19 protein-coding genes are annotated in these 20,502 nt (G+C 45.9%); 7 read left to right on the top strand and 12 right to left on the bottom strand.

The window, feature by feature from the left end:
• Positions 1 to 12: 12 nt before the first annotated feature.
• Complete coding sequence (locus tag MHH93_RS08200; protein ID WP_370511436.1) at positions 13 to 876, bottom strand: carbohydrate ABC transporter permease; 864 nt, start codon at positions 874 to 876, stop codon at positions 13 to 15.
• A 96-nt stretch (positions 877 to 972) separates the two neighbouring features.
• The gene (locus MHH93_RS08195) at positions 973 to 1,878 is read right to left on the bottom strand and encodes an ABC transporter permease (protein WP_017689672.1); all 906 of its coding nucleotides are present in this window, start codon (positions 1,876 to 1,878) and stop codon (positions 973 to 975) included.
• A gap of 408 nt (positions 1,879 to 2,286) precedes the next feature.
• Here MHH93_RS08195 and MHH93_RS08190 point away from each other — a divergent pair, with 408 nt between their 5' ends.
• Entirely contained in the window at positions 2,287 to 4,539 is a 2,253-nt protein-coding gene (locus MHH93_RS08190) for an AraC family transcriptional regulator (protein WP_500053635.1), read from the top strand.
• Between the two features lie 131 nt (positions 4,540 to 4,670).
• Here MHH93_RS08190 and trmB read toward each other — a convergent pair whose 3' ends face one another.
• Together trmB and MHH93_RS08180 are read right to left on the bottom strand one after the other, a co-directional pair.
• The gene (trmB, locus tag MHH93_RS08185) at positions 4,671 to 5,426 is read right to left on the bottom strand and encodes a tRNA (guanosine(46)-N7)-methyltransferase TrmB (protein WP_500053634.1); all 756 of its coding nucleotides are present in this window, start codon (positions 5,424 to 5,426) and stop codon (positions 4,671 to 4,673) included.
• 152 nt (positions 5,427 to 5,578) lie between these two features.
• Positions 5,579 to 5,779 (bottom strand): hypothetical protein, encoded by a 201-nt coding sequence (locus MHH93_RS08180; RefSeq protein WP_036610190.1) that lies wholly within the window; start codon positions 5,777 to 5,779, stop codon positions 5,579 to 5,581.
• A 318-nt stretch (positions 5,780 to 6,097) separates the two neighbouring features.
• On the opposite strand from MHH93_RS08180, the gene mnmL reads away from it, so the two are divergent.
• The 4 genes from mnmL to MHH93_RS08160 all read left to right on the top strand — a co-directional run bounded on the left by mnmL (position 6,098) and on the right by MHH93_RS08160 (position 9,832).
• Entirely contained in the window at positions 6,098 to 7,051 is a 954-nt protein-coding gene (gene mnmL, locus MHH93_RS08175; RefSeq protein WP_500053633.1) for a tRNA modification radical SAM protein MnmL/YtqA, read from the top strand.
• Positions 7,052 to 7,636 carry a tRNA 5-(aminomethyl)-2-thiouridylate-methyltransferase MnmM gene (mnmM, locus tag MHH93_RS08170; protein ID WP_500053632.1) on the top strand — a complete coding sequence of 195 codons (585 nt, stop codon included), beginning with the start codon at positions 7,052 to 7,054 and terminating at the stop codon, positions 7,634 to 7,636.
• Between the two features lie 190 nt (positions 7,637 to 7,826).
• On the top strand, positions 7,827 to 8,804 hold the full coding sequence (locus MHH93_RS08165; RefSeq protein WP_500053631.1) for a type I phosphomannose isomerase catalytic subunit: 978 nt from the start codon (positions 7,827 to 7,829) through the stop codon (positions 8,802 to 8,804).
• 41 nt (positions 8,805 to 8,845) lie between these two features.
• Positions 8,846 to 9,832 (top strand): alpha/beta fold hydrolase, encoded by a 987-nt coding sequence (locus MHH93_RS08160; RefSeq protein ID WP_500053630.1) that lies wholly within the window; start codon positions 8,846 to 8,848, stop codon positions 9,830 to 9,832.
• A 123-nt stretch (positions 9,833 to 9,955) separates the two neighbouring features.
• Here the strand turns inward: MHH93_RS08160 and odhB are convergent, their stop codons facing one another.
• The 6 genes from odhB to MHH93_RS08130 form a co-directional block, all read right to left on the bottom strand.
• Complete coding sequence (odhB, locus tag MHH93_RS08155) at positions 9,956 to 11,227, bottom strand: 2-oxoglutarate dehydrogenase complex dihydrolipoyllysine-residue succinyltransferase (protein ID WP_500053629.1); 1,272 nt, start codon at positions 11,225 to 11,227, stop codon at positions 9,956 to 9,958.
• A 5-nt stretch (positions 11,228 to 11,232) separates the two neighbouring features.
• Positions 11,233 to 14,106 carry a 2-oxoglutarate dehydrogenase E1 component gene (locus tag MHH93_RS08150; RefSeq protein ID WP_500053628.1) on the bottom strand — a complete coding sequence of 958 codons (2,874 nt, stop codon included), beginning with the start codon at positions 14,104 to 14,106 and terminating at the stop codon, positions 11,233 to 11,235.
• 636 nt (positions 14,107 to 14,742) lie between these two features.
• The gene (locus MHH93_RS08145) at positions 14,743 to 15,186 is read right to left on the bottom strand and encodes an NUDIX domain-containing protein (protein ID WP_500053627.1); all 444 of its coding nucleotides are present in this window, start codon (positions 15,184 to 15,186) and stop codon (positions 14,743 to 14,745) included.
• Positions 15,187 to 15,684 (bottom strand): GNAT family N-acetyltransferase, encoded by a 498-nt coding sequence (locus tag MHH93_RS08140; protein WP_500053626.1) that lies wholly within the window; start codon positions 15,682 to 15,684, stop codon positions 15,187 to 15,189.
• A 307-nt stretch (positions 15,685 to 15,991) separates the two neighbouring features.
• Positions 15,992 to 16,501 (bottom strand): 8-oxo-dGTP diphosphatase, encoded by a 510-nt coding sequence (locus MHH93_RS08135; RefSeq protein WP_500053625.1) that lies wholly within the window; start codon positions 16,499 to 16,501, stop codon positions 15,992 to 15,994.
• A 185-nt stretch (positions 16,502 to 16,686) separates the two neighbouring features.
• A complete protein-coding gene (locus tag MHH93_RS08130) occupies positions 16,687 to 17,478 on the bottom strand; it encodes a DUF3891 family protein (protein WP_500053624.1) in 792 nt (263 codons plus the stop codon).
• A 194-nt stretch (positions 17,479 to 17,672) separates the two neighbouring features.
• On the opposite strand from MHH93_RS08130, the gene coaA reads away from it, so the two are divergent.
• Positions 17,673 to 18,602, top strand: a complete 930-nt coding sequence (gene coaA, locus MHH93_RS08125; RefSeq protein WP_440387817.1) for a type I pantothenate kinase — start codon at positions 17,673 to 17,675, stop codon at positions 18,600 to 18,602.
• Between the two features lie 61 nt (positions 18,603 to 18,663).
• Positions 18,664 to 19,026 carry a DUF423 domain-containing protein gene (locus MHH93_RS08120; protein WP_017689687.1) on the top strand — a complete coding sequence of 121 codons (363 nt, stop codon included), beginning with the start codon at positions 18,664 to 18,666 and terminating at the stop codon, positions 19,024 to 19,026.
• 66 nt (positions 19,027 to 19,092) lie between these two features.
• On the opposite strand, the gene MHH93_RS08115 is transcribed toward MHH93_RS08120, so the two are convergent.
• Positions 19,093 to 19,644 carry a histidine phosphatase family protein gene (locus tag MHH93_RS08115; RefSeq protein ID WP_500053623.1) on the bottom strand — a complete coding sequence of 184 codons (552 nt, stop codon included), beginning with the start codon at positions 19,642 to 19,644 and terminating at the stop codon, positions 19,093 to 19,095.
• Positions 19,645 to 19,668: 24 nt separating this feature from the next.
• Positions 19,669 to 20,451: a glutamate racemase gene (gene murI / locus MHH93_RS08110; RefSeq protein WP_500053622.1), complete on the bottom strand. Its 783-nt coding sequence runs from the start codon at positions 20,449 to 20,451 to the stop codon at positions 19,669 to 19,671.
• Positions 20,452 to 20,502 lie beyond the last annotated feature (51 nt).

Genomic DNA, 20,502 nt, shown 5'->3' with positions numbered 1-20,502 from the left:
CGTGTTCACGTTCTAACCTTTCACTGCACCAATCGTAAGTCCTTTGACAAAGTAACGTTGTACAAACGGATACAGAAACAAAATCGGTCCCGTCACAACGATTGCCATCGCCATTTTGGTTGATTCCGTAGGCACATCCTGACTTAACGTGATCCCTGTGCCAATTGCCATCTGGTCAATAAAGGTAATCGTGTTCATTGTGTTATAAAGATAAAATTGCAGTTGATACATATCCGGATTGTTAATGAAAAGGGACGAGGTAAACCAGTCATTCCAGTATCCCAATGCCAGAAACAGACCTACGGTGGCGATCCCAGGCATCGCCAGTTTCAACACAATGCTGAAATAGATACGGAAGTCATTGGCTCCATCAATCTTTGCGGACTCAATCAACTCATCCGGGACTGCCGAACGAATGAAGTTTTTCATCAGGATAATGAGGAATGGCGTCATTAATCCCGGGAAAATCAGTACGGTGTACGTATCCGTGAGATTGAAGTAGTTCGCCAGCATAATGTACCAAGGTACAAGTCCCCCACCAAACAGGGTTGTGAAGTAGATAAAAAACGAGAACGTATTCCGATATTTAAAGTCTTTACGCTGGAGCACAAATCCGGCCATCGTGATGAGGAACAACCCTAGCGTAGTCCCCACCACCGTTGTAAAGACCGTCACTCCATAAGCCTTGAGGACCTGAGTCGGGAATTTGAACACCATTTTGTAACCTTCCAGGGAAAAGTCTGTTGGAAAGAGGTGATATCCATCCCTCACAATGGACTCGTTGCTACTGAATGAACCCGATAGAATAAGCAGAAATGGCAACAGGCACATAATGGATAAAATGATGATGAAACTGTAGGAAATCAGTTGAAACATGAGAGTAAATTCCGAATCTCTTAGATGCGTATTCGTACGTGTGTGAGTATTCATTGGCGTGTTCATGATCGTTCTCCCTTCTGCCCTGCGGGCCTTCTAGAACAAGGCGTAGTCCTCATTTACTTTGCGGATAATATAGTTGACGGTCATGATCAAAATGAATCCAAACAAGGATTGATACAGACCTGCAGCCGTTGCCATTCCGATATCAAACGTTACTTTCAGTGAACGGTACACATACGTATCAATAATATCTGTAGCGTTGTACAGCACCCCGTTGTTTCCGATCAGTTGATAGAACAGGTCAAACTGCCCCTTCATAATGCTACCGAGCGAGAACAGCAGCAGGATGACAAAAGTTGGTTTCAGCATCGGTACCGTAATGTACCAGATCCGCTGAAAAATATTGGCCCCGTCGATCCGGGCGGCTTCATAATACTCGTCACTGATCCCCGTTATGGCCGCCAGATAGATGACCATGCTGTATCCAAGATTTTTCCATAGATAAAAGATGATGATCAGAAACACCCAGATCCAGGGTGTGTTATAAATATCGACCGGGCCGGCCTCAAAACGTTTGAGCACCGTGTTCACAAAACCCGACTCGTAGTTGAACATGTTGTAAGCGATTACACTCAATAGTACAAATGAGATGAAATATGGCAAGAACATGACGGATTGCGTGATTTTTTTGAATAACCTGCCCCGGATTTCGCTAAGCATGATCGCACAGAAGATCGCCAGTCCGTTTCCTAATATAATGAAGGCGAGATTGTAGCCCACAGTGTTGGTTGTGAGCTTCAGCAGCATTCCGGATTGCCATAGGAACTTAAAGTTCTCCAGACCGACAAATGGACTGCCAAATAGTCCGCCTTCAAAATCATACCGGGTGAACGCATAATAGATACCGACCATCGGAAAATACGAGTTAATCAGAAAAAAGATCAGCGTGGGCAACAGCATCAGAAACATGATTTTGTTTTTGTTCAATTCTTTGAGCATGGCTCGATCCCTCCCGAATTTCTTGCGGTGCTGCGTGGTGGAGCTCTCTTTTTATTGTAGATGCACTCTCCGCTCACGGATACTGAAGCTTCCCGTCAGAAAATGAACGATTCTGCGAAATGAACTATGAACAAAACGAACGAACCATGAAATGAACAGACATTCACACGCATCCGTTCACAAATGTTGATATCGTGCATAGGCTGCACCTAGTGAACAATCCAGCGAAAGTTGAACTTTATGTAGATAAACCAAACCAAACGGCCTGTCCAGCATTGATGTAAACGCATACATAATATATAATTCAAGTTACTCTTGTTCTTCTGCACATCCAGATATGAAGTCTAGCGTATGTATATGAAGTTCTACGTTGTTCACCCAAAACAGGAGGTTCGAGGGGGAAGAAGAATGCGTAAACGTTCGGAGGACAGTCAGAAGGTCTTCTCACGGATTCTGATCGGCATTATTATCAGTACCGTTGCTACCTTACTTGTGGCTTCTTCTATTTTGTATGTCAACTATAATCGAATTGCTCTTCGCCAGGTGTATCGTACAGATATGAACAGTCTTACACAAACTAGTCGTGAAGTGGCCAAAATGACCGAGACTGCGAAATCTTTGTCATATCAGATTTATCAGGATTACACCATCTCTTCATTACTGCTGTATTCCAAACCAAATATTTATGAGATTACATCAGCGATGGAGCAGCTCGATAACTACCGCATGTCCCTCCCCTTTATTGAATCCATCTATGTCTATAACTCTAAAAATAATGAATTCTTTATCAGTTCCAACGAGCGCAATGGGCAGCAATCCATCTCGGAGATCGACGATCAGGGAATTACAAGCATCCTCCAACGCTTTCATGACTATAAACCTTTCGTCCCCATCCCGCGCACATATCAGGTCGGTTCTACTGAAGCAACAGAAGTTAACAGCTACACCTATCTCTGTTATGACACAGTCAATGACAACGCGAAACTAAACTATGCTGTCATTGTTAATATTAAGGATGATTGGCTCAGTCCGAATATGAATGCTGCGGATCAACCAGGCAGGACCTTTATCGTGAATGAGGATGGAGATCTGTTATCAGACTTTGGTGACCGTTCATTGATGAAGAATCTCTCCAGTGAAGCTTTTATGAAGCCGATTATGCAAGATACGGAGCATTCAACTTATTTTACGGAGAGGGTCGATGGCGAAAAATCACTCATCACCTATACCGCTCCCGATGACCTGGGATGGCGTTATGTGAGAATAACACCTTATGATCTGATTACCTCAGATATACGGAGTATGCGAACACATACCGTTCTGTTTTGTGTTGGGCTTCTCTTCGCAGGTTTACTGCTCTCTTACCTTGTGTCCCGTAAACTATATCACCCTATTGATAAGGTTCTTGTTCGTTTACGTGTGATGGAAGCAGAGCGACGGGGCAGTCTCCATCTGTTAAGGCAGGATTTTCTGCGAGGGGCCTTGCAGGGTCGCGAAACAGTAACTGGAGGGATGCTGGAAGAACGGATGAAGTTCTATGGTTCCTCCATCGATGTTCAGCGTGCTTCCAGACTGGTATTGTTGCGTATTGACCATTTTACCGAATTCTGCGAAACGTATCGTGATGAGACACAGCTTGTAAAATACGCCATGATGAACATCTGCACCGAGACAGCCGACCTCCACTATAATGCGGAAGCTGTGGATATGGGCGGTGATCTGATCACACTCATTTTCAACGAAAAAGCGGAATACCAGGAACTTGAGCAACCTGCCGATCACCGGATTGAAGAACTGCTGCGCATGATGCAAGCTGCTGTAATGACCCATCTGAAATGCTCCATCTCCTGTACAATTGGCACGGAAGAAGATTCTTTGGAAGACAGTATTGCATCCTACACCCGATCAGCCGAAGCTTCCCTGCATCGTTTGTTCATGGGACCGGGCTGTCTGATCCATACCTCTGACATTATGGCTTATCACGCCAAGGAGTACGCATTCCCGGCAGGTAAGGAAAGACAACTTATCGATTATCTGATGACAGGTAAGACGCAAGAAGCCAAGCAAGTCTATGCAGATATCGTCGGCGAAACAGCCGCATATCCCTTCACTGTCTTCCAGCTAGCCTTATCCCATCTGACGATGACACTGAACCATGTACGAAATACCCTTAAGAAGAATAATCAACTCACGCTCGATTCAATCTCGGATGGTCTAATGCTACCTGTCAAAGACGCCGAAGACATCGGCGAAGTACATGAATACTTCTATCGTATGTTTGATGAGCTTGGTTCCAAAGTTGAGGAGAAACGTACACTCAAGCACGAAGAGTTGATCCGTAAAATCAACGGTATTATTGAGCGGGACTATGCGGACCCCAACCTATGTCTAACTTCTATTGCAGATGAGCTTAGCATGTCGCCCATCTATGTAAGCAGACTCTACAAACAGCTCACCCTGAAGGGGCTCACGGACGTGATTAACGAAACCCGCATAGCCAAAGCCCAGCATCTGCTGGTAGAGACAGAAAATTCTGTTGCCGATATAGCCGAGAGAACCGGATTCACCAACAGTTCATACTTCTATCGCATGTTCAAAAAGTTCAATGGTGTTACACCAAATGATTATCGCCGCAAAGAATTTCACTCAGAGAACTTTTGAAATCATCTCGGAAGTGAGTGTATGGAGCATTGCACATGGATTGTTAATGCAAAAAAAGAGCGACCTGTGAGAATGAATCATTCCCCTCATGTGTCGCTCTTCTTTAATGAATTTAAGTTAGATTTTCGATTCTAGTCCTGATCTTGATCTTCACCAGACTCATCTGTTGCTTCGCGGACTTTATACTTGTCCAGACGTGTCTGCTGATACTCACGCAAGGCCTCTTCACCAACGATTACTTCAACGCGGTGAATGTTCATACCTTTACCCATGAATTTTTGCTCGTACTCCGTCATCACATGCTCTTCATTCAAGCCATCACGGTGAAGGTTCAAAGACAGATTCGTCATTTGCAGACCAAAGTCGGCAATGGCGTTGAGCGAAAAATCAAACAGCGTCTCCGAATCGGTTTTGAAATGAATCTGTCCTTTTGGATTAAGCAGTTCCGTATATTTCTTCAGGAAGCGCGGGTGCGTCAACCGGCGACGTGCATGCTTTGCTTTTGGCCAAGGATCGCTGAAGTTCAAATAAATGCGTTCCAGTTCTTCCGGCTCAAAAACTTCCTCGATCTGTTCGATATTTGCCAGCGCAAGCTTCAGGTTCGGAGGTGTCTCCACATCAGCCTGACTCCACGCATTACGAGCTTTCTCACTGGCACGACGCACCAGTTCATCATACATATCAATACCGATGAAATTAAATTCCGGATATTTATAACTCATTTGGCTGATAAATTGACCTTTACCCATACCAAATTCCACGAAAATCGGATGGTCATTGCCAAACAGTTCAGACCATTTTCCTTTAAGTTGCTTGGGGTCCAGTACAACAAGATCAACTTGTTGCTCCAGATTTTCTCTTATCCCTTTTCTGCCACGTAAACGCATTTTATTCCTCCGTTTGTCCCATACTTGTCTCTAACTTATTTTGCCGAAGAACTGGCAAATTGTAAAGAGCAATGAAAAGGGAATCTTCGGATCTGCCACTTTGGGCAAATCTCAAAGATTCCCTCTTCGATTTATTTGGAATTGGGGTCCAACTACTTTAGTAGTTCATAGTCTACCTTATCTTGGTGTGAAAAATCAAATGTCTTTTCAAAAGCATCGCGAACTTTTTGTCTTGCAGCCGCTTTCACTTTCGGATTGCCATTAAAACGAACACCTGTTAAAGCCAGTGCTTCTTCTGCCGTCAATTCAACAGACACATGATTCAATTCATTGTTTTTAACTTGGGAATTCATTCATATCACCTCACGGTATAGTATGGTCCATGACGTCAACGTTGATGCAAATGCTATGATGAATAATACCCATTGGATGGTGTCTGACGTTGATTTAAATATAACATAAGGTGTAAACTATAGCAAGGAGAAAACCTTGATTTTACGGCCTATTTTTGCGTTTCGGTTCCCTTTTTTTTTAGTTTTTTGATACAATGATAAATGTTCATGGAGACACCTATAATCGCTATCCCTCGTCTATGACGGAAATCGCATAGCGCTTCTTCTTTCGTTCACGTATGATTACTGTAATTAGACAGCCAAAGGAGTACCTCGAAAATGAATGCACCTGCATTACAGCCCCCACTATTGTGGGGAGATAAACGATTCCATACCTGGAATTATGAGATGCGAGATCAATTTAACAATAAGGTCTTCAAAGTGATGCTGGATGCTGGATTCACCTGTCCCAACCGAGATGGTTCCATTGCCAAAGGTGGCTGCACCTTCTGCAGTGCGCGTGGATCAGGCGATTTCGCTGGCAGCAGACGTGAAGATCTGGTCACCCAGTTCAATACGATTCGAGATAAACAGCACCTCAAGTGGCCTACAGCCCATTATATTGGTTACTTCCAAGCCTATACAAACACGTATGCTCCGGTTGAGGAGCTTCGCGAATATTTTGAAGAAATTTTAGAGCAGCCAGGTGTTGTAGGTTTGTCCATCGCGACACGTCCGGATTGTTTGCCAGACGACGTTGTTGATTATTTGGCTGAACTGAATGAGCGCACTTATCTGTGGGTCGAGATGGGGCTTCAAACGATCCATGATTCCACATCCACATTGATTAATCGGGCACACGACACGAAGTGTTACGAAGAGGCGGTTGAGAAACTGCGTCAACGGAATATACGTGTCTGCACACATATCATATATGGTCTGCCTCAAGAGACGCATGAAATGATGCTGGATACTGGACGTGCCGTCGCCAACATGGATGTACAGGGCATCAAGATTCACCTGCTGCATCTGATGCGCAAAACACCAATGGTGAAGCAATACGAAGCTGGTCTTTTACGTTTTCTGGATCAGGACGAGTATATCAAGCTGATCGTAGATACACTGGAGATGCTTCCCCCGGAAATGATTGTACACCGCCTTACAGGGGACGCACCGCGTGATCTGCTGATTGGACCGATGTGGTCCATGAACAAATGGGAAGTGTTGAACTCCATTGATCGGGAGCTGCGAGAACGGGATTCCTGGCAAGGTAAGTATTGGAGGCGAGCATAGATGGGCTTTCTTTCGGTTCTCAGCTGTGCTCATCAGTGGATTGCTTCCCGTCTGCAGCCAGGTGATCTGGCCATAGATGCAACGGTTGGTACAGGAGCAGACACGCTGTTTTTGGCACAACAAGTAGGCAGACGTGGTCAAGTCATAGGATTCGATATTCAAAGTGAAGCTCTCACGCTGGCACAGGCCCGGATTCGAAAACAAGATGACGAAGCCAAGCTTGGTTCCATCTCCATGCTTCAACTAAACCATGATCGAATGGCAGAAGCGGTGCCTGAGACATGGCCTGGTGCGGTTGGTGCAGTCATGTTTAATCTGGGGTACCTGCCTTCAGAAAGTGCAGATTCCTCCATCATCACCGAGACTGCCAGCACAATTGCTGCACTCGAGGCTGCACTCGCTTTATTACGTCCTCGCGGCATTATTACGGTTGTGCTCTACCCCGGTCATAACGGAGGCGCACAGGAAGCGTCAGCCGTATTGGAATGGTCTTCTGCCTTGCCTGTAGAACAGGCACAGGTTGTAATGTATCGCCAATTGCAGCGGGAGACTTCTCCTTTTCTGATTGGCATCGAGAAAAAATAATTTCCTTTGTTCACCAAATACAATAAACTAGACACAATCGCAAGGCGAGCTACATAACGGCTCTTTCTTACTGCGATCTGTGTTCTAAATCTACATATGCAAACGTATTCACTTGTTTGCTTATGGCGATTACATGCCCACGACTGATTAAAGCGATCCACCATTTCATATACTAGAGGAGAGATTACTGATGTCTACGCCATACCCATTAAAATTCCAACCTGAATTCAAAGAACGTGTGTGGGGCGGTCGTGCGCTGGAGCAATTCGGCCTTACACCCCCTGAAGGACATATCGGAGAAGGCTGGATGATAGCGGATCATCCAAACGGTACAACCAAGGTATTAAATGGAGCACTAGCTGGCAAGGGTCTGGATGAAGTTCGTGAACAACTGGGCACCGAATGGCTTGGAACCAAAGGCGTTTCCGAAAAAGGCGGACGCTTCCCTCTTCTGATTAAGCTGCTTGATTGCAACGATGACCTGTCCGTTCAGGTTCATCCTACAGACGAGTATGAGGCACTTCCTCCTGGCGAGCTTGGCAAAACAGAAATGTGGTATGTACTCGACGCAAAACCGGGCGCACATATCATCTATGGCTTGAATGAAGGCGTTGATCGTGCAACCTTAAAAGAAGCATTGGAGAACGGTACGGTGATGGATACCCTTCGTCAGGTACCTGTGGAAGCTGGTGATACGTTCTTTATCCCGGCCGGAACCGTACATGCGCTCTGTGCAGGTGTTGTTGTCGCCGAGATTCAGCAAAACTCGGATACGACTTACCGGATATACGATTACAATCGTCCTGGGCTGGATGGCAAACCACGTGAGTTGCATGTTGAGGACTCATTGAATGTCACCGCCTATGAAGGCGCAGGGGCCTCAACGATGAAAACCAATAACGCTACTCCCGGTGAATGGCTCAAGCTTGCGGAATGCCCTTATTTTGTGGTGGAAAAAGGGATTGTAACTGGACGTTGGGAACTCTCCACCAATCCTGACAGCTTCACGATTCTCGTTGTATGTGAAGGAGAAGGAACTTTGGAATGGGCACATGCTGCATCAGACAGCATTGAATTGAAAGCTGGACAATGTTATCTCTTGCCAGCCAATCTGGGTTCTTATACATTGAACGGGAATACCACAGTTCTTCGCTCTTATCTGCCATAAATCAAGCTTATATGTAACCTGTGAAGGAGGAATTACACGAGATGCAGGAATCTACCTTTGCCTTGGTCGCTAGTGAAGGTACCCGTATTCATGTGTACCGCTGGCTTCCCGATCCGGAATGTAACGTTAAAGGTGTAGTACAAATTGCTCATGGCATGGGCGAGACGGCAGCTCGATACGCCGAATTTGCCAACGTTCTTACCCAAAATGGGTATGCGGTCTATGCCAATGACCATCGGGGTCATGGCAAAACTGTGGAGAATGCCGAGTTACTCGGTAATGCTGGTGTCGATGCCTTCCGCTGGATGGCAAGTGATATGATTAATCTGGGTGAAGTAGCCGCCAAGGAAAACCCTGGGGTGCCCCTGTTTCTAATGGGACATAGCATGGGCTCATTCTTGGTACAACATCTCATGTACGCTGGTCATGAGCAGTACCATGCCTTTATTTTATCCGGGACAAACGGCCGACGCGGTCTACTCCGATTTGGAGAGAAGCTCGCCTTCTTGCAATGCGGTATTCAGGGTGCAACTCATCCCAGCATGCTGCTCAACGCGATTGTATTTGGTGGATTTAACCGCTCGTTCCGTCCTGCGACGACACCGTTTGATTGGTTGTCCCGGGACTCACAAGAGGTTCAACGATTCATTGATGATCCCATGTGCGGAGCGGTCTGTACCGCAGGTTTTTTCCGCGACTTCTTCAAATTGCTGCTCGAAGTTCATCTTCCACACAATATGGAGCGCATCCCCAAACACAAATCCGTATATCTGTTCTCAGGTGAGAAGGACCCTGTTGGACTTCATGGCAAAGGCGTTCTTAATCTGGTCTCCCAGTATAAGAAGCTTCATCTGGAGAATATTGAGTACCGCCTGTATCCAGGTGGGCGCCACGAAATGTTGCATGAGATCAACCGAACAGAAGTGGCTCAGCACGTTGTAGACTGGCTAGAGCAGAATACCCCTGACTCGAATTCAAATACAAACCATAGCCATACGAGCTCTACTGAGACGGCTGACTCTGTATAATAGGGTCAGAGAACACGATAGCGAAAGAAACCCCTGAATCGGATATACAGCTCACGCTGCACTCCAGTTCAGGGGTTTTCTTGTTAAGCGATATGAATAATAGCCATGATCAAACGTTATGGATTAACCCTCAATTAACAGAGATTCCGGGTCTTCAAGCAATTCTTTCACGGTCACAAGGAAACGTACTGCTTCACTGCCGTCGATAATCCGGTGATCGTAGGACAACGCGATGTACATCATTGGACGGTTCTCCATCCGCTCTGCATCAATCGCCACTGGACGAAGCTGGATCTTATGCATCCCCAGAATACCCACTTGAGGTGTATTCAGAATTGGCGTAGATAACAAGGAACCGAATGTTCCACCATTCGTGATGGTGAACGTTCCACCTTGCAGATCCGATAACGCCAGTGTGTTGGAACGAGCTTTGGATGCCAGGTCCGCAATGCTCTTCTCGATCTCGGCAAAGCCCAGACGATCGGCATCACGTACAACCGGTACAACCAGTCCTTCCTTCGCAGATACGGCAATACCGATGTCATAATACTTTTTGAGCACAACATCATCGCCATCAATCTCTGCGTTAATTGTAGGGAATTTTTTCAAAGCCCCTACAACCGCTTTGGTGAAGAAGGACATGAAACCCAGGTTAATCTCGTGTTTCTCTTTGAACTTGTCCTTACGGCGTTTACGTACATCCATGATCGCAGTCATATCTACTTCATTAAACGTAGTCAACATGGCTGCAGTCTGTTGAGCCTCTACCAGACGTTTGGCAATGGTTGCACGGCGGCGAGACATGCGTTGGCGCTCCACTGGTTTGGTATACGTGGAACTTCCAGTTGCCGGAGCACTAGGTGCCGCAGGAGCTTTATTCGCTGGTGGAGCAGCAGGAGCAGGCGCCTCATTGTTATGGCTCTTCACATCGTCCTGGTATACCCGTCCAATCGGATCTTTGCTCTGAACCTGATCCAACTCGATACCACGTTCACGCGCAAGCTTGCGAGCGGACGGTGAAGCCGTCTTGGCACTATCGGATGATTCCGGTGCCGCAGCAACAGGTGCTGTTGGTGTTGGTGCTTCAGGTGCAGGAGTTGCGGCCTTTTTCTCTTCAGCTGCTGCCGGTTCGGAAGCGGGTGCACCGCTTCCTCCTCCAGAACCAGCTGAGAGTGTACCGATCGTTTCACCGATCTCTACCGTCTCTCCTTCCTGACGGATGATCTTCTCCAGCACGCCACTTTCTTCTGCGCTGATCTCAATATTTACTTTATCGGTTTCCAGTTCAAGAAGAACATCACCTTGATTAACGGGTTCCCCTTCTTTAACCATCCATCTGGATACAGTTCCCTCAGTTATTGACTCACCCATTGCAGGTACTTTAATTTCGCTCACAGCTCTTACCTCCCCAGTGGAATATTATTCTTCGTCGTTTGTTTCAACGCAGATGTAATAATCTGTTGCTGTTCCATACTATGCACAAGCTGATAACCGCTGGAAGGACTTGCGTGTTCCGGGCGACCTTCGTATCTAACGGTTGTGCCTTCCGGGGCAACTTCACGAAGACGAGGCTCCATGTATGTCCAGGCACCCATGTTTTTGTTTTCTTCCTGTACCCATACCAGCTCTTTAACATTGCTGAAACGTGCGAGGATACGCTTAATCTCTTCTGCCGGGAACGGATATAGCTGTTCCACGCGAATGATGTGAAGCCATGACCAATCCGCTTTATCTTTTTCAATAGCATCTTCCAGGTCAATAGCAATCTTGCCACTGCACAGAATAATGCGCTCTACGCGATCCGGTTTTGTACCCAGTCCAGCTTGCTCAAGCACAAGCTCAAACTTGCCTTCACTGAATTCCACTGCTGGTGATGCAACACGCGGATTCCGAATGAGACTTTTCGGTGACATCATGACAAGTGGACGAGCATCTTCTGTTTCAGTCAATGAAGCTTGACGACGCAACAAGTGGAAGTACTGGGAAGCACTCGACAAGTTGGCAACCGTCATGTTGTCTTCTGCACAAAGTTGTAAGAAACGTTCAAGACGAGCACTTGTATGCTCAGGTCCCTGACCTTCATTCGCATGTGGAAGCAACATAACCAGACTGGATTTTTGAGACCACTTGGCACGACCCGCGGATACAAACTGGTCAAAAATTACCTGTGCACAGTTGGCGAAATCCCCGAATTGAGCTTCCCAGATAACCAGTGTATCGGGTGAATATACGTTATATCCGTATTCGAATCCAACAACGGATTCTTCAGACAACGGACTGTTATAGATCGCAAAGGATGCTCTTGCCTGTGGCAAGTGATGCAATGGGCAGAACTTAGCTCCATTCTCCGAATCATGCAGTACCAGATTCCGATGAGCGAATGTAGCGCGCTCGGCATCCTGTCCACTAATCCGAATTGGCTTGCCATCTGCCAGAATGGTTGCAAATGCGAGTGTCTCCGCAAGGCTCCAATCCACTTTTTCCCCTTCGTTCAGGGAAGTGCTCCGGCGCTGCAAAATGCGCTGTAACTTCGGATACACATTGAAGTTCTCAGGCCATTTCAGCAGATCGGCATTAATGCTGCGAAGATTCTCAAGCGGTACCGCAGTGGGAGTAATCGTAACAGCCTCCGGCTCACTGATTTTCCGTTGATAATATTCATGTACTTCATTTTTCTTCATCTGGTCATAAGCTTCTTTTAATCGGTTCATTACTCCATCACGAATGCTCGTAATGGATGCATCATCGATAACCGACTCCTGCTTCAATTGATCCTGATACAGGTGGCTTACCGTTGGATGGTTTTTCACCTTGTCATAGACGATAGGTTGAGTCGTTTCGGGATCATCGGTCTCATTATGGCCATAACGACGGTAACCGATCAAGTCGATCAAGAAATCCTTTTTGAAACGATTGCGATACTCTGCTGCCATACGAATGGCTGCAATACAAGCTTCCGGATTGTCTGCATTAACATGCACAATCGGAATTTCGTACCCTTTAGCAAGGTCACTTGCGTAGTACGTTGAACGTGAATCACTGCTATCTGTAGTGAAGCCCAGACGATTGTTTACGATAATATGGATGGTTCCGCCATTCTGATATCCTGGCAGAGCTTTGAAGTTAAGCGTCTCTGCAACGATCCCTTCTCCAGGGAATGCTGCATCACCGTGCATCAAAATGGTAGCTGCCTTCGTTACATCCTGCTTCGGATATCCTGGGTCACGACGGTCATCCTGAGCGGCACGTGCAAAACCTTGTACAACCGGATTGACATACTCCAGATGGCTCGGGTTATTCGCCAGAGTAAGGCGAGCCTGTACAGTTTCTCCGTCTTTTACAAAACGGTTTGCACCCATATGATATTTGACATCCCCCGTCCAACCGTAGTTGATTCCCGTCGAACCTTCCGAAGGAACCAAGTCTTTGTTCGGAGCATGATGAAATTCAGAGAAAATTTTGCTATACGGTTTGCCCAATACATGAGCCAATACATTTAACCGTCCACGGTGGGCCATACCCATCAAAATGTGGCTTGATCCGGCTTCTGCCATGATGCGAACAGCTTCATCCAGCATGGGTACAAGCACATCGTTACCTTCGATGGAGAAACGTTTCTGTCCAACAAATGTTTTGTGAAGATAATCTTCAAATTGCTCAACTTCTACCAAACGTTCCAGCAAAACCTTACGCTCTTTCGGCGTAAGTGGAGCTGGTGAAGTACGGGATTCCGCACGGCGATTCAACCACTCACGTTCTTGCACTTCGTGAACATGACTGAATTCATAGGCCATGGGTCCAGTGTATATCTGACGCAAACGTTGGATTGCATCCCAACCGGTTACTGTTTGCCCATCTGCACCTTCCCAGATCAGGGAAGCAGGTAAAGCTTTTAGATCTTCTTCGTTTAATTCAAAATGCTGAGGCTCCAGCAAAGACGTATCTGTGGCTTCACTGATTCCAAGCGGATCTATATCTGCAGCAAGATGACCATAGGTACGGATGTTCCATACCAGCTTACCCGCTGTAACCGCTTTCTGTAATAATTGAATGTCTACGTTCCCGGAAGCCATTTGGGCGTTGCCGGAATTCGAGGTTGTACGTGCATCCGTGCCAGACATCGGCGGTGCACCCCATTGTTCAAATAGTTCACGATAGGCCGGTGTAACCGAGCCAGGGTCTTGAGCAAATAATTCATATTGTTCCTGTACGTATCCCATGTTGGGGCCATAGTAACTTTCCCAGGGCTTCTTGTTGCCTTCCACGATCGTCATCGACGTTCCCTCCGTCTTGATTTAGTCATAAGTTTTTGACGGAAATCATTGACTAAGCCGTAATTTGCGTTCGTTCAACATTTTAAGCGAAATTTTTCATGAAGTCCAATAATCGTGCTGTTGGTGGTAGTAACGTTAGTCCGACGCTCCCGTCAAGGTTTGTCTGCGTTTTCAAAATCAAAGTAAAACAATGATTGTATATACCGTCGCACAGATGTCGAATACTGTCCTGATCCGTTCGAAGGTTACACTTTCTCCTCTTCTTCAAGTGAAGTCCATGTTCTAATATCTATTCTATAAACTTTTACGCTCAGGAGCATTTCCTATTTTTAGCTCAATTGATGCATAAATTAGATGAATCGAATAAATCGAGCAATTTGGATAGAACAACGAACGCTTAATTACAACAAAATAGGCATACGATCTCCCATTTTACCTCCTTAATTGAATTGTGGTCCATTATGTTCAAAAACAAACCGTCCAGTAAAACATTAACCAATTGACATCACATTCAACAAATATTTGGGGGTTTCTTCAGAAACCAACTGAAAAAAAGCTCGCCCAGCATGAACTATCCGAGCAGCTTCTTTAGGATTCAGCAAGATTGAGTTATCCAAATAGTTGATGATGCGCGCATTAAAGTGTACCTTCTGTACTTTGACTAATCATATGAGCTGCAAACGGTGTAAGGGAAAGATCTCTAACCTGCTCCAGTGTAAACCAGTCTGCACCGAGCGAATCTTCACCATCGGGTTCTTTTTTGATATGATCCGGCTGACTGGCTGCGGTCAAAACAACATCATACAACATCCCGATATGGTGCAGCTCTTCGGGCTCACCTTGATACACCCATTCCAGTACCGCAGACTCTGCAGAACGAATCATCACTTGTAGATGGGTCAGGCCCGTCTCTTCTTCCATCTCACGATGAAGAGCGGCCTCTGGCTGCTCACCAAATTCCAGCCTTCCGCCTGGTAAATCCCATTGCCCCTGATATGCTCCGCGAGCCTTATGAATTAACAGGAATTGGTCCTCCCAAGTGACCAAGCCATATACCCCCAGATGTGTATGCCGATTCATTTAAGGACTCTTCCTTTCGTCTTCGTCTTCCGTAACAGCATCCAGATCTATGGCCATACGGATCATATCCACACAGCGGATACCATCTTCTATAATCTCTTCCTCATAGTGCCTCACAAAGAAATCACGGTCGACCCCGATAATGCGAAAACCGCAGCGTTGGTATAACTTCAATTGATGAAAGCTGGAGTTGCCTGTCCCAATCTCGAGAATTCGGCATCCCAATCTGCGTGCAGCTTCCATCGCTTCCTTAATCATGTGTTTGCCTACACCTTGTCCCTGTAGTTCTTCCTGTACGGCAATATTAACAATCTCCGCAGTCTCCGGACGAGTCTTTAACAATACGAATTCCCCAACCATTTCTCCTTCGTACTCGGCAATAAAACAAACACCCCGACTCAGGTACTCATCCACAATTGCTTTTGAAGGATCAGCCATCAATAAAAGTTCGTATGGTCTCTCTTCTTCCCAGTCCAAAATCCGGAACGACAATTTCATGCCAATCTCCACCTTTTCATCGTACAATATTCATTTACGTCCTGTTTGCAGAAGCCTATGTATGGCAAATCCACAAATATATCATTTTTCATTTTCAACAAACTATTTTTTAAAATCTATTAAACACACACTACTGCCACAGACTAGTCATCTCCCATAAAAATAGTAACCTTCATTATATCATAATATTTGGATATAAATATATAGATATGGATGATACATTATGAGGCATTATTTTAATCCTAAACCAAGCTTAATGCACATGGATTAATTGCCCCATGTTTGCTCCTCCTTCTGACATGTTTTCTTATCCTGTCTCACTCTCTTCAAGAACAGAATCGCTATACATCATGAATGTCTCTTGCAGTGTACGTCCGGATGACTTCTCCCAGATCACACTCCGCTCAAACGTACCTTTTTGGAAAAAACGCGGGAGACGTTCAGCAAACCAATCCTGCATAGGCAGCTCAAAAACCCGCTTCATAGGCACCCATAACAGTTCGCCTTCGGGCGGATCTTGCAATAACTGACCCTCAAATGAAGTCGCCAGATAGTTAAATACCATGTAACGTAGTCCTTGTTCGGGATCACAGAACTCATCAAGACCTTTATACGTAATCTCATGAACAGCTAAACCTGTCTCCTCCAGAACCTCCCGCACGGCACCATCCACGATGCTCTCCGGAAAGTCTACCTTCCCCCCAGGAGCGATGTATCCCGGAAATCCTTTGCGATCCGGCCGATTCATCAGTAACACCTGATCATTCTTTTTGTCCCATACCATACACATCGTTAAAATCTCTATTCTGGTGTTCATATTCGTTCGTCCTCCTGCTAACATGCGCTTCTCTGCTGTACACTAACATTTCTGGGAATAACCTGTGTTTTCCTGCTTTATTCCCACTCAGATATATGCATACGAAAGGCGGACGCCCTGTACATCAGAAGCCCGCCTGTTTTGTGATATTCTATGTTGCCAATTTCTTAAGTTTGGAGTTCCAGTTATCTGTTCAATTCCGTAATCAATACCCGGCGTTCCTTCCATTCAGCCCGACGATAAGCCTGTTGCATACCGAATTTGCGAATACTCGCCTTTGGCACAGATTTATAAGGCAAAACAACCGTGAAGCCCTCATCAAACGGAAAAAAAGACAGCCCCACTTTTTCATTGGATAACCACTCCGCCTGAATTGGTTGTCTGGAGCAGGCATCAAACGTACAACTGAGACCTTCTGCAAAAAAATCATAACGCTCAGCAGGTGTTCCGGGTTCCTCCATACAGAGAAACAGACTTAGCTGATCACAAAACAACATGATTTCCACATCGCTTTGCAGCCTTCGTTTCAGCGCTTCAGCATCACCACCAAGTTGCTTCTCCCAACTCAACTGATGTTCACGTTCAATGTTCAGGTATTCCCGGATGTCTTCATCATCCTGGGCATTAGCCCCCAGATTTTTCTGAAACAGCTCCGTATACATCAGGCTGCATAATAATCCGGCGTAAAGGTTGTTCTGACGAACTTCTTCAATGCCTTTTTGGTAGAATACAAAACGCGGGCGCAATGGAAAGTCACGAAACGAATACGGCGATTGACTGTAATCATTCCAGAACGGAGACGAGTCCAGTTCGATCCAGCCCCGGTCATGTTCTTTGGCCGCCAGAATCAATTCATCCCGATGGGCAGGATCGGCTAATAATTCATTTTTCCAGTGGGAAGCCATCTCCCCGGCTACTAATCCATGCTCATGCTGTGCGGTCAAAACAAAATCATGCTCTCTCTCATATACGATCATTTGCTGTCACCCTTCCGCATGGTATACGTTGACTTTAACATAAATTGGGTTAAACTTTCCTATAAGTTGATTTTCGTAACGTTTGGACGAAAGGCAATTGGAACGGTCAAATGTAAAGGTGTTGTCAGTTTCCTGAAATTTGGTACACTAAAGATTGTGTCCACAATTATATTACATACAGAAAGCGGGATCTCATGAATTTATACTCTCCTTACATCGAGTTTAACCGCAAGGAATGGGCTGAACTTAAAGAACATCAGACCACTCTTCCACTGACGGAAGCCGAATTAGAACAGTTAAAGGGATTGAATGAAGAGGTATCGATTCAAGAAGTCGAAGATATATATTTGCCTCTTACCCACTTTATTGACCTATATGCAAGAGTTTCACGAGAGCTGAATCAACTGACGGCCTCCTTTATGAAAAAAGAAGCTCTCCCCACCCCCTACATCATAGGAATCGGGGGAAGTGTTGCCGTGGGCAAAAGTACAGCCGCTCGCTTGCTTCAGGCACTGCTCGCCAGAGGTAAGAATAAACCCAAGGTTGACTTGGTCACCACCGACGGTTTCTTATATCCCAACGCCGTCCTGCAAGAGAAGGGCATCATGAATCGCAAGGGATTCCCGGAAAGCTATGATATCAAATCCCTGATTCAATTCATGGGCGATGTGAAATCAGGCAAGCCCGAAGTGAAAGCACCGGTGTACTCTCACCTCGCCTACGATGTCATTCAAGGGGAAGAGAAGCAGATCTGTCAACCGGATATTCTCATTATTGAAGGTATCAATGTACTTCAGATCAAAAAAGAAACACCTTTGCTGGTCAGTGATTTCTTCGATTTTTCCATCTACATAGATGCGGAAGAAGAGCATATCAGACACTGGTACGTTGAGCGTTTCAAGCTACTACGCAATACAGCGTTCCAAAACACGGATTCCTTTTTCCATCAACGATTTGCCAATATTGATGAAGAAGAAACCGTTCGTACCGCCAACCAGATCTGGCAGGATATCAATGCGAAAAACCTGCATGAAAACATTTTGCCAACCAAAGGGCGTGCCAGGCTAATTCTGAAAAAGGAAGCCGATCATTCCATTGGGCAGATTCAATTACGCAAACTCTAGACAACATGCGTGTACATCTTGCTGTTGTCTCTAATTACCCTTAAAAGGAGAGAAAAACACATTGCAAACCCTGATTATACTCGGCAGTATTATGATGTTCCTGGCTGTTGCTTTGGGTGCTTTTGGCGCACACGCGCTCAAGCGCAAATTATCCGCTGACATGATCAAAATCTATGAAACCGGCGTTCAATATCACCTCATCCACGGACTCGGGATCATCCTGATCGGGTTGCTGGCAGACCGTCTTGAATCCTCTTCACTCGTTATGCTTGCCGGATGGCTGATGTTCGCCGGAATCATCCTGTTCTCGGGCAGCCTGTACACTTTAAGTGTAACGGGTGTTCGCAAATTGGGAGCCATTACCCCACTTGGCGGAGTCGCTTTTTTGGCTGGATGGGTTATGATCATGATTGCTGCATTGTAATATGCCTTGGATAAAGGAAAAGAGTGTTCTGGCTGATATACTATCGCTGGAGCACTCTTTTGTTGTTCAATCTGTCCAAATTCTTCGGATGGTGGGCATTCCTGCATCTGGCCGTTGCCTCTCCAGTACATACACATCCGGGTTAGAAAGATTGGCCCACTCTTGATAACCAAAGGATGGTTCATACTCCCGAATAAGCAGTGATAACAAGTTCCCATGTGTAACCACAGCCCCATGCTGTTCCGGTCTGCTCCACAACTCTTCCAGTAGTGCCAGCCCCCTTGCAGCTGCATTTCTCGAAGATTCCCCGCCTTCTTCCACCCAATCCACATCATCGTATGTACGTTTCAGTACATCCATCCAGTTAGGCAGATCAAGAGAGCTAAGTACCCTCTCCTGGAGACGTTCATCCGTATGTATATGTTGCAGCGTTGCTGTGCCCAGTGGCATGGCCGTCTGGACGGCCCTTTTCCATGGACTGGAGACAATATACGTTATAGCATGATGAGCCAAGATATCGGCAAGTTTTTCGGCCTGCCTGATCCCTTCATCAGTAAGCTCTGCATGGGGTTCCTGACCTGTGGCCTTGGCATGACGGATAAGAAAAATGGACTGCATAGCTATCACCTCCTATGGTGTTACCTACATGGAGTTCTTCTCAAGATATTGAAGTGCCCTGTACATCTTTTCCTGCTCTTCCGGTTGGCCTGATGAACTGAGGAAAGTGACCTGTTCCCCTGTTCGGTCTCCATGCTGAGCCACTAGTCCAAGCCGTTTCTGCAGATGGTTCACCGTGCCTGTACTGCCATCAATAATCTGAATATGATCTGGCAGAACCGTGCGCAGAATGGAGGTATAGAATGGATAATGCGTGCAACCAAGCACCACTGTGCCATACCCATGAAGATCGAGATCTGCCAGCTTGAACCGGAAATAATCAGTGATTTTACTCGGATCAAAATCCAGCTGTTCACACCATTCCACAAGTTCCGGCAACGCAATGGAATCCACACTGTGGTGATCATCAACACGCGATACCAGTTCGTTATACTTGGTTTGGCTCAAGGTGAGAGCCGTGGCAAATACAAGCACTCTCTTCCCACTATCCCGATTCATCTCCACAGCTGGTTTCACCGCAGGCTCCATGCCAATAATCGGGATATCGTACTTGGCGCGCAGATCTTTAACAGCCAGACTGGTAGCAGTATTACAAGCAATCACGATGGCTTGAACATCCTCCTGAACGATGGCTTCCACACAATCAAAAATATGTCCTCTAACCTCATCCGCAGACTTTGTTCCATACGGGACATGCAAAGTATCCGCATAATACAGGAATTTCTCTTCCGGAAACTGTTGTAATGCCTTATGCAACACGGTTAGACCACCGATGCCTGAATCAAAAAAAGCAATTTTCTTATTCAAGGATTTCACCTCTATAATGTATTCTTTTGGGTCCCAAGAACCTCTCGATGC

Origin of the sequence: Priestia sp. FSL H7-0729 (assembly GCF_038005685.1) — a bacterium.
Taxonomy (GTDB): domain Bacteria; phylum Bacillota; class Bacilli; order Paenibacillales; family Paenibacillaceae; genus Paenibacillus.
The sequence above is the reverse complement of the archived record's forward strand: the minus strand, read 5'-3'. Positions and strand labels throughout refer to the sequence as shown.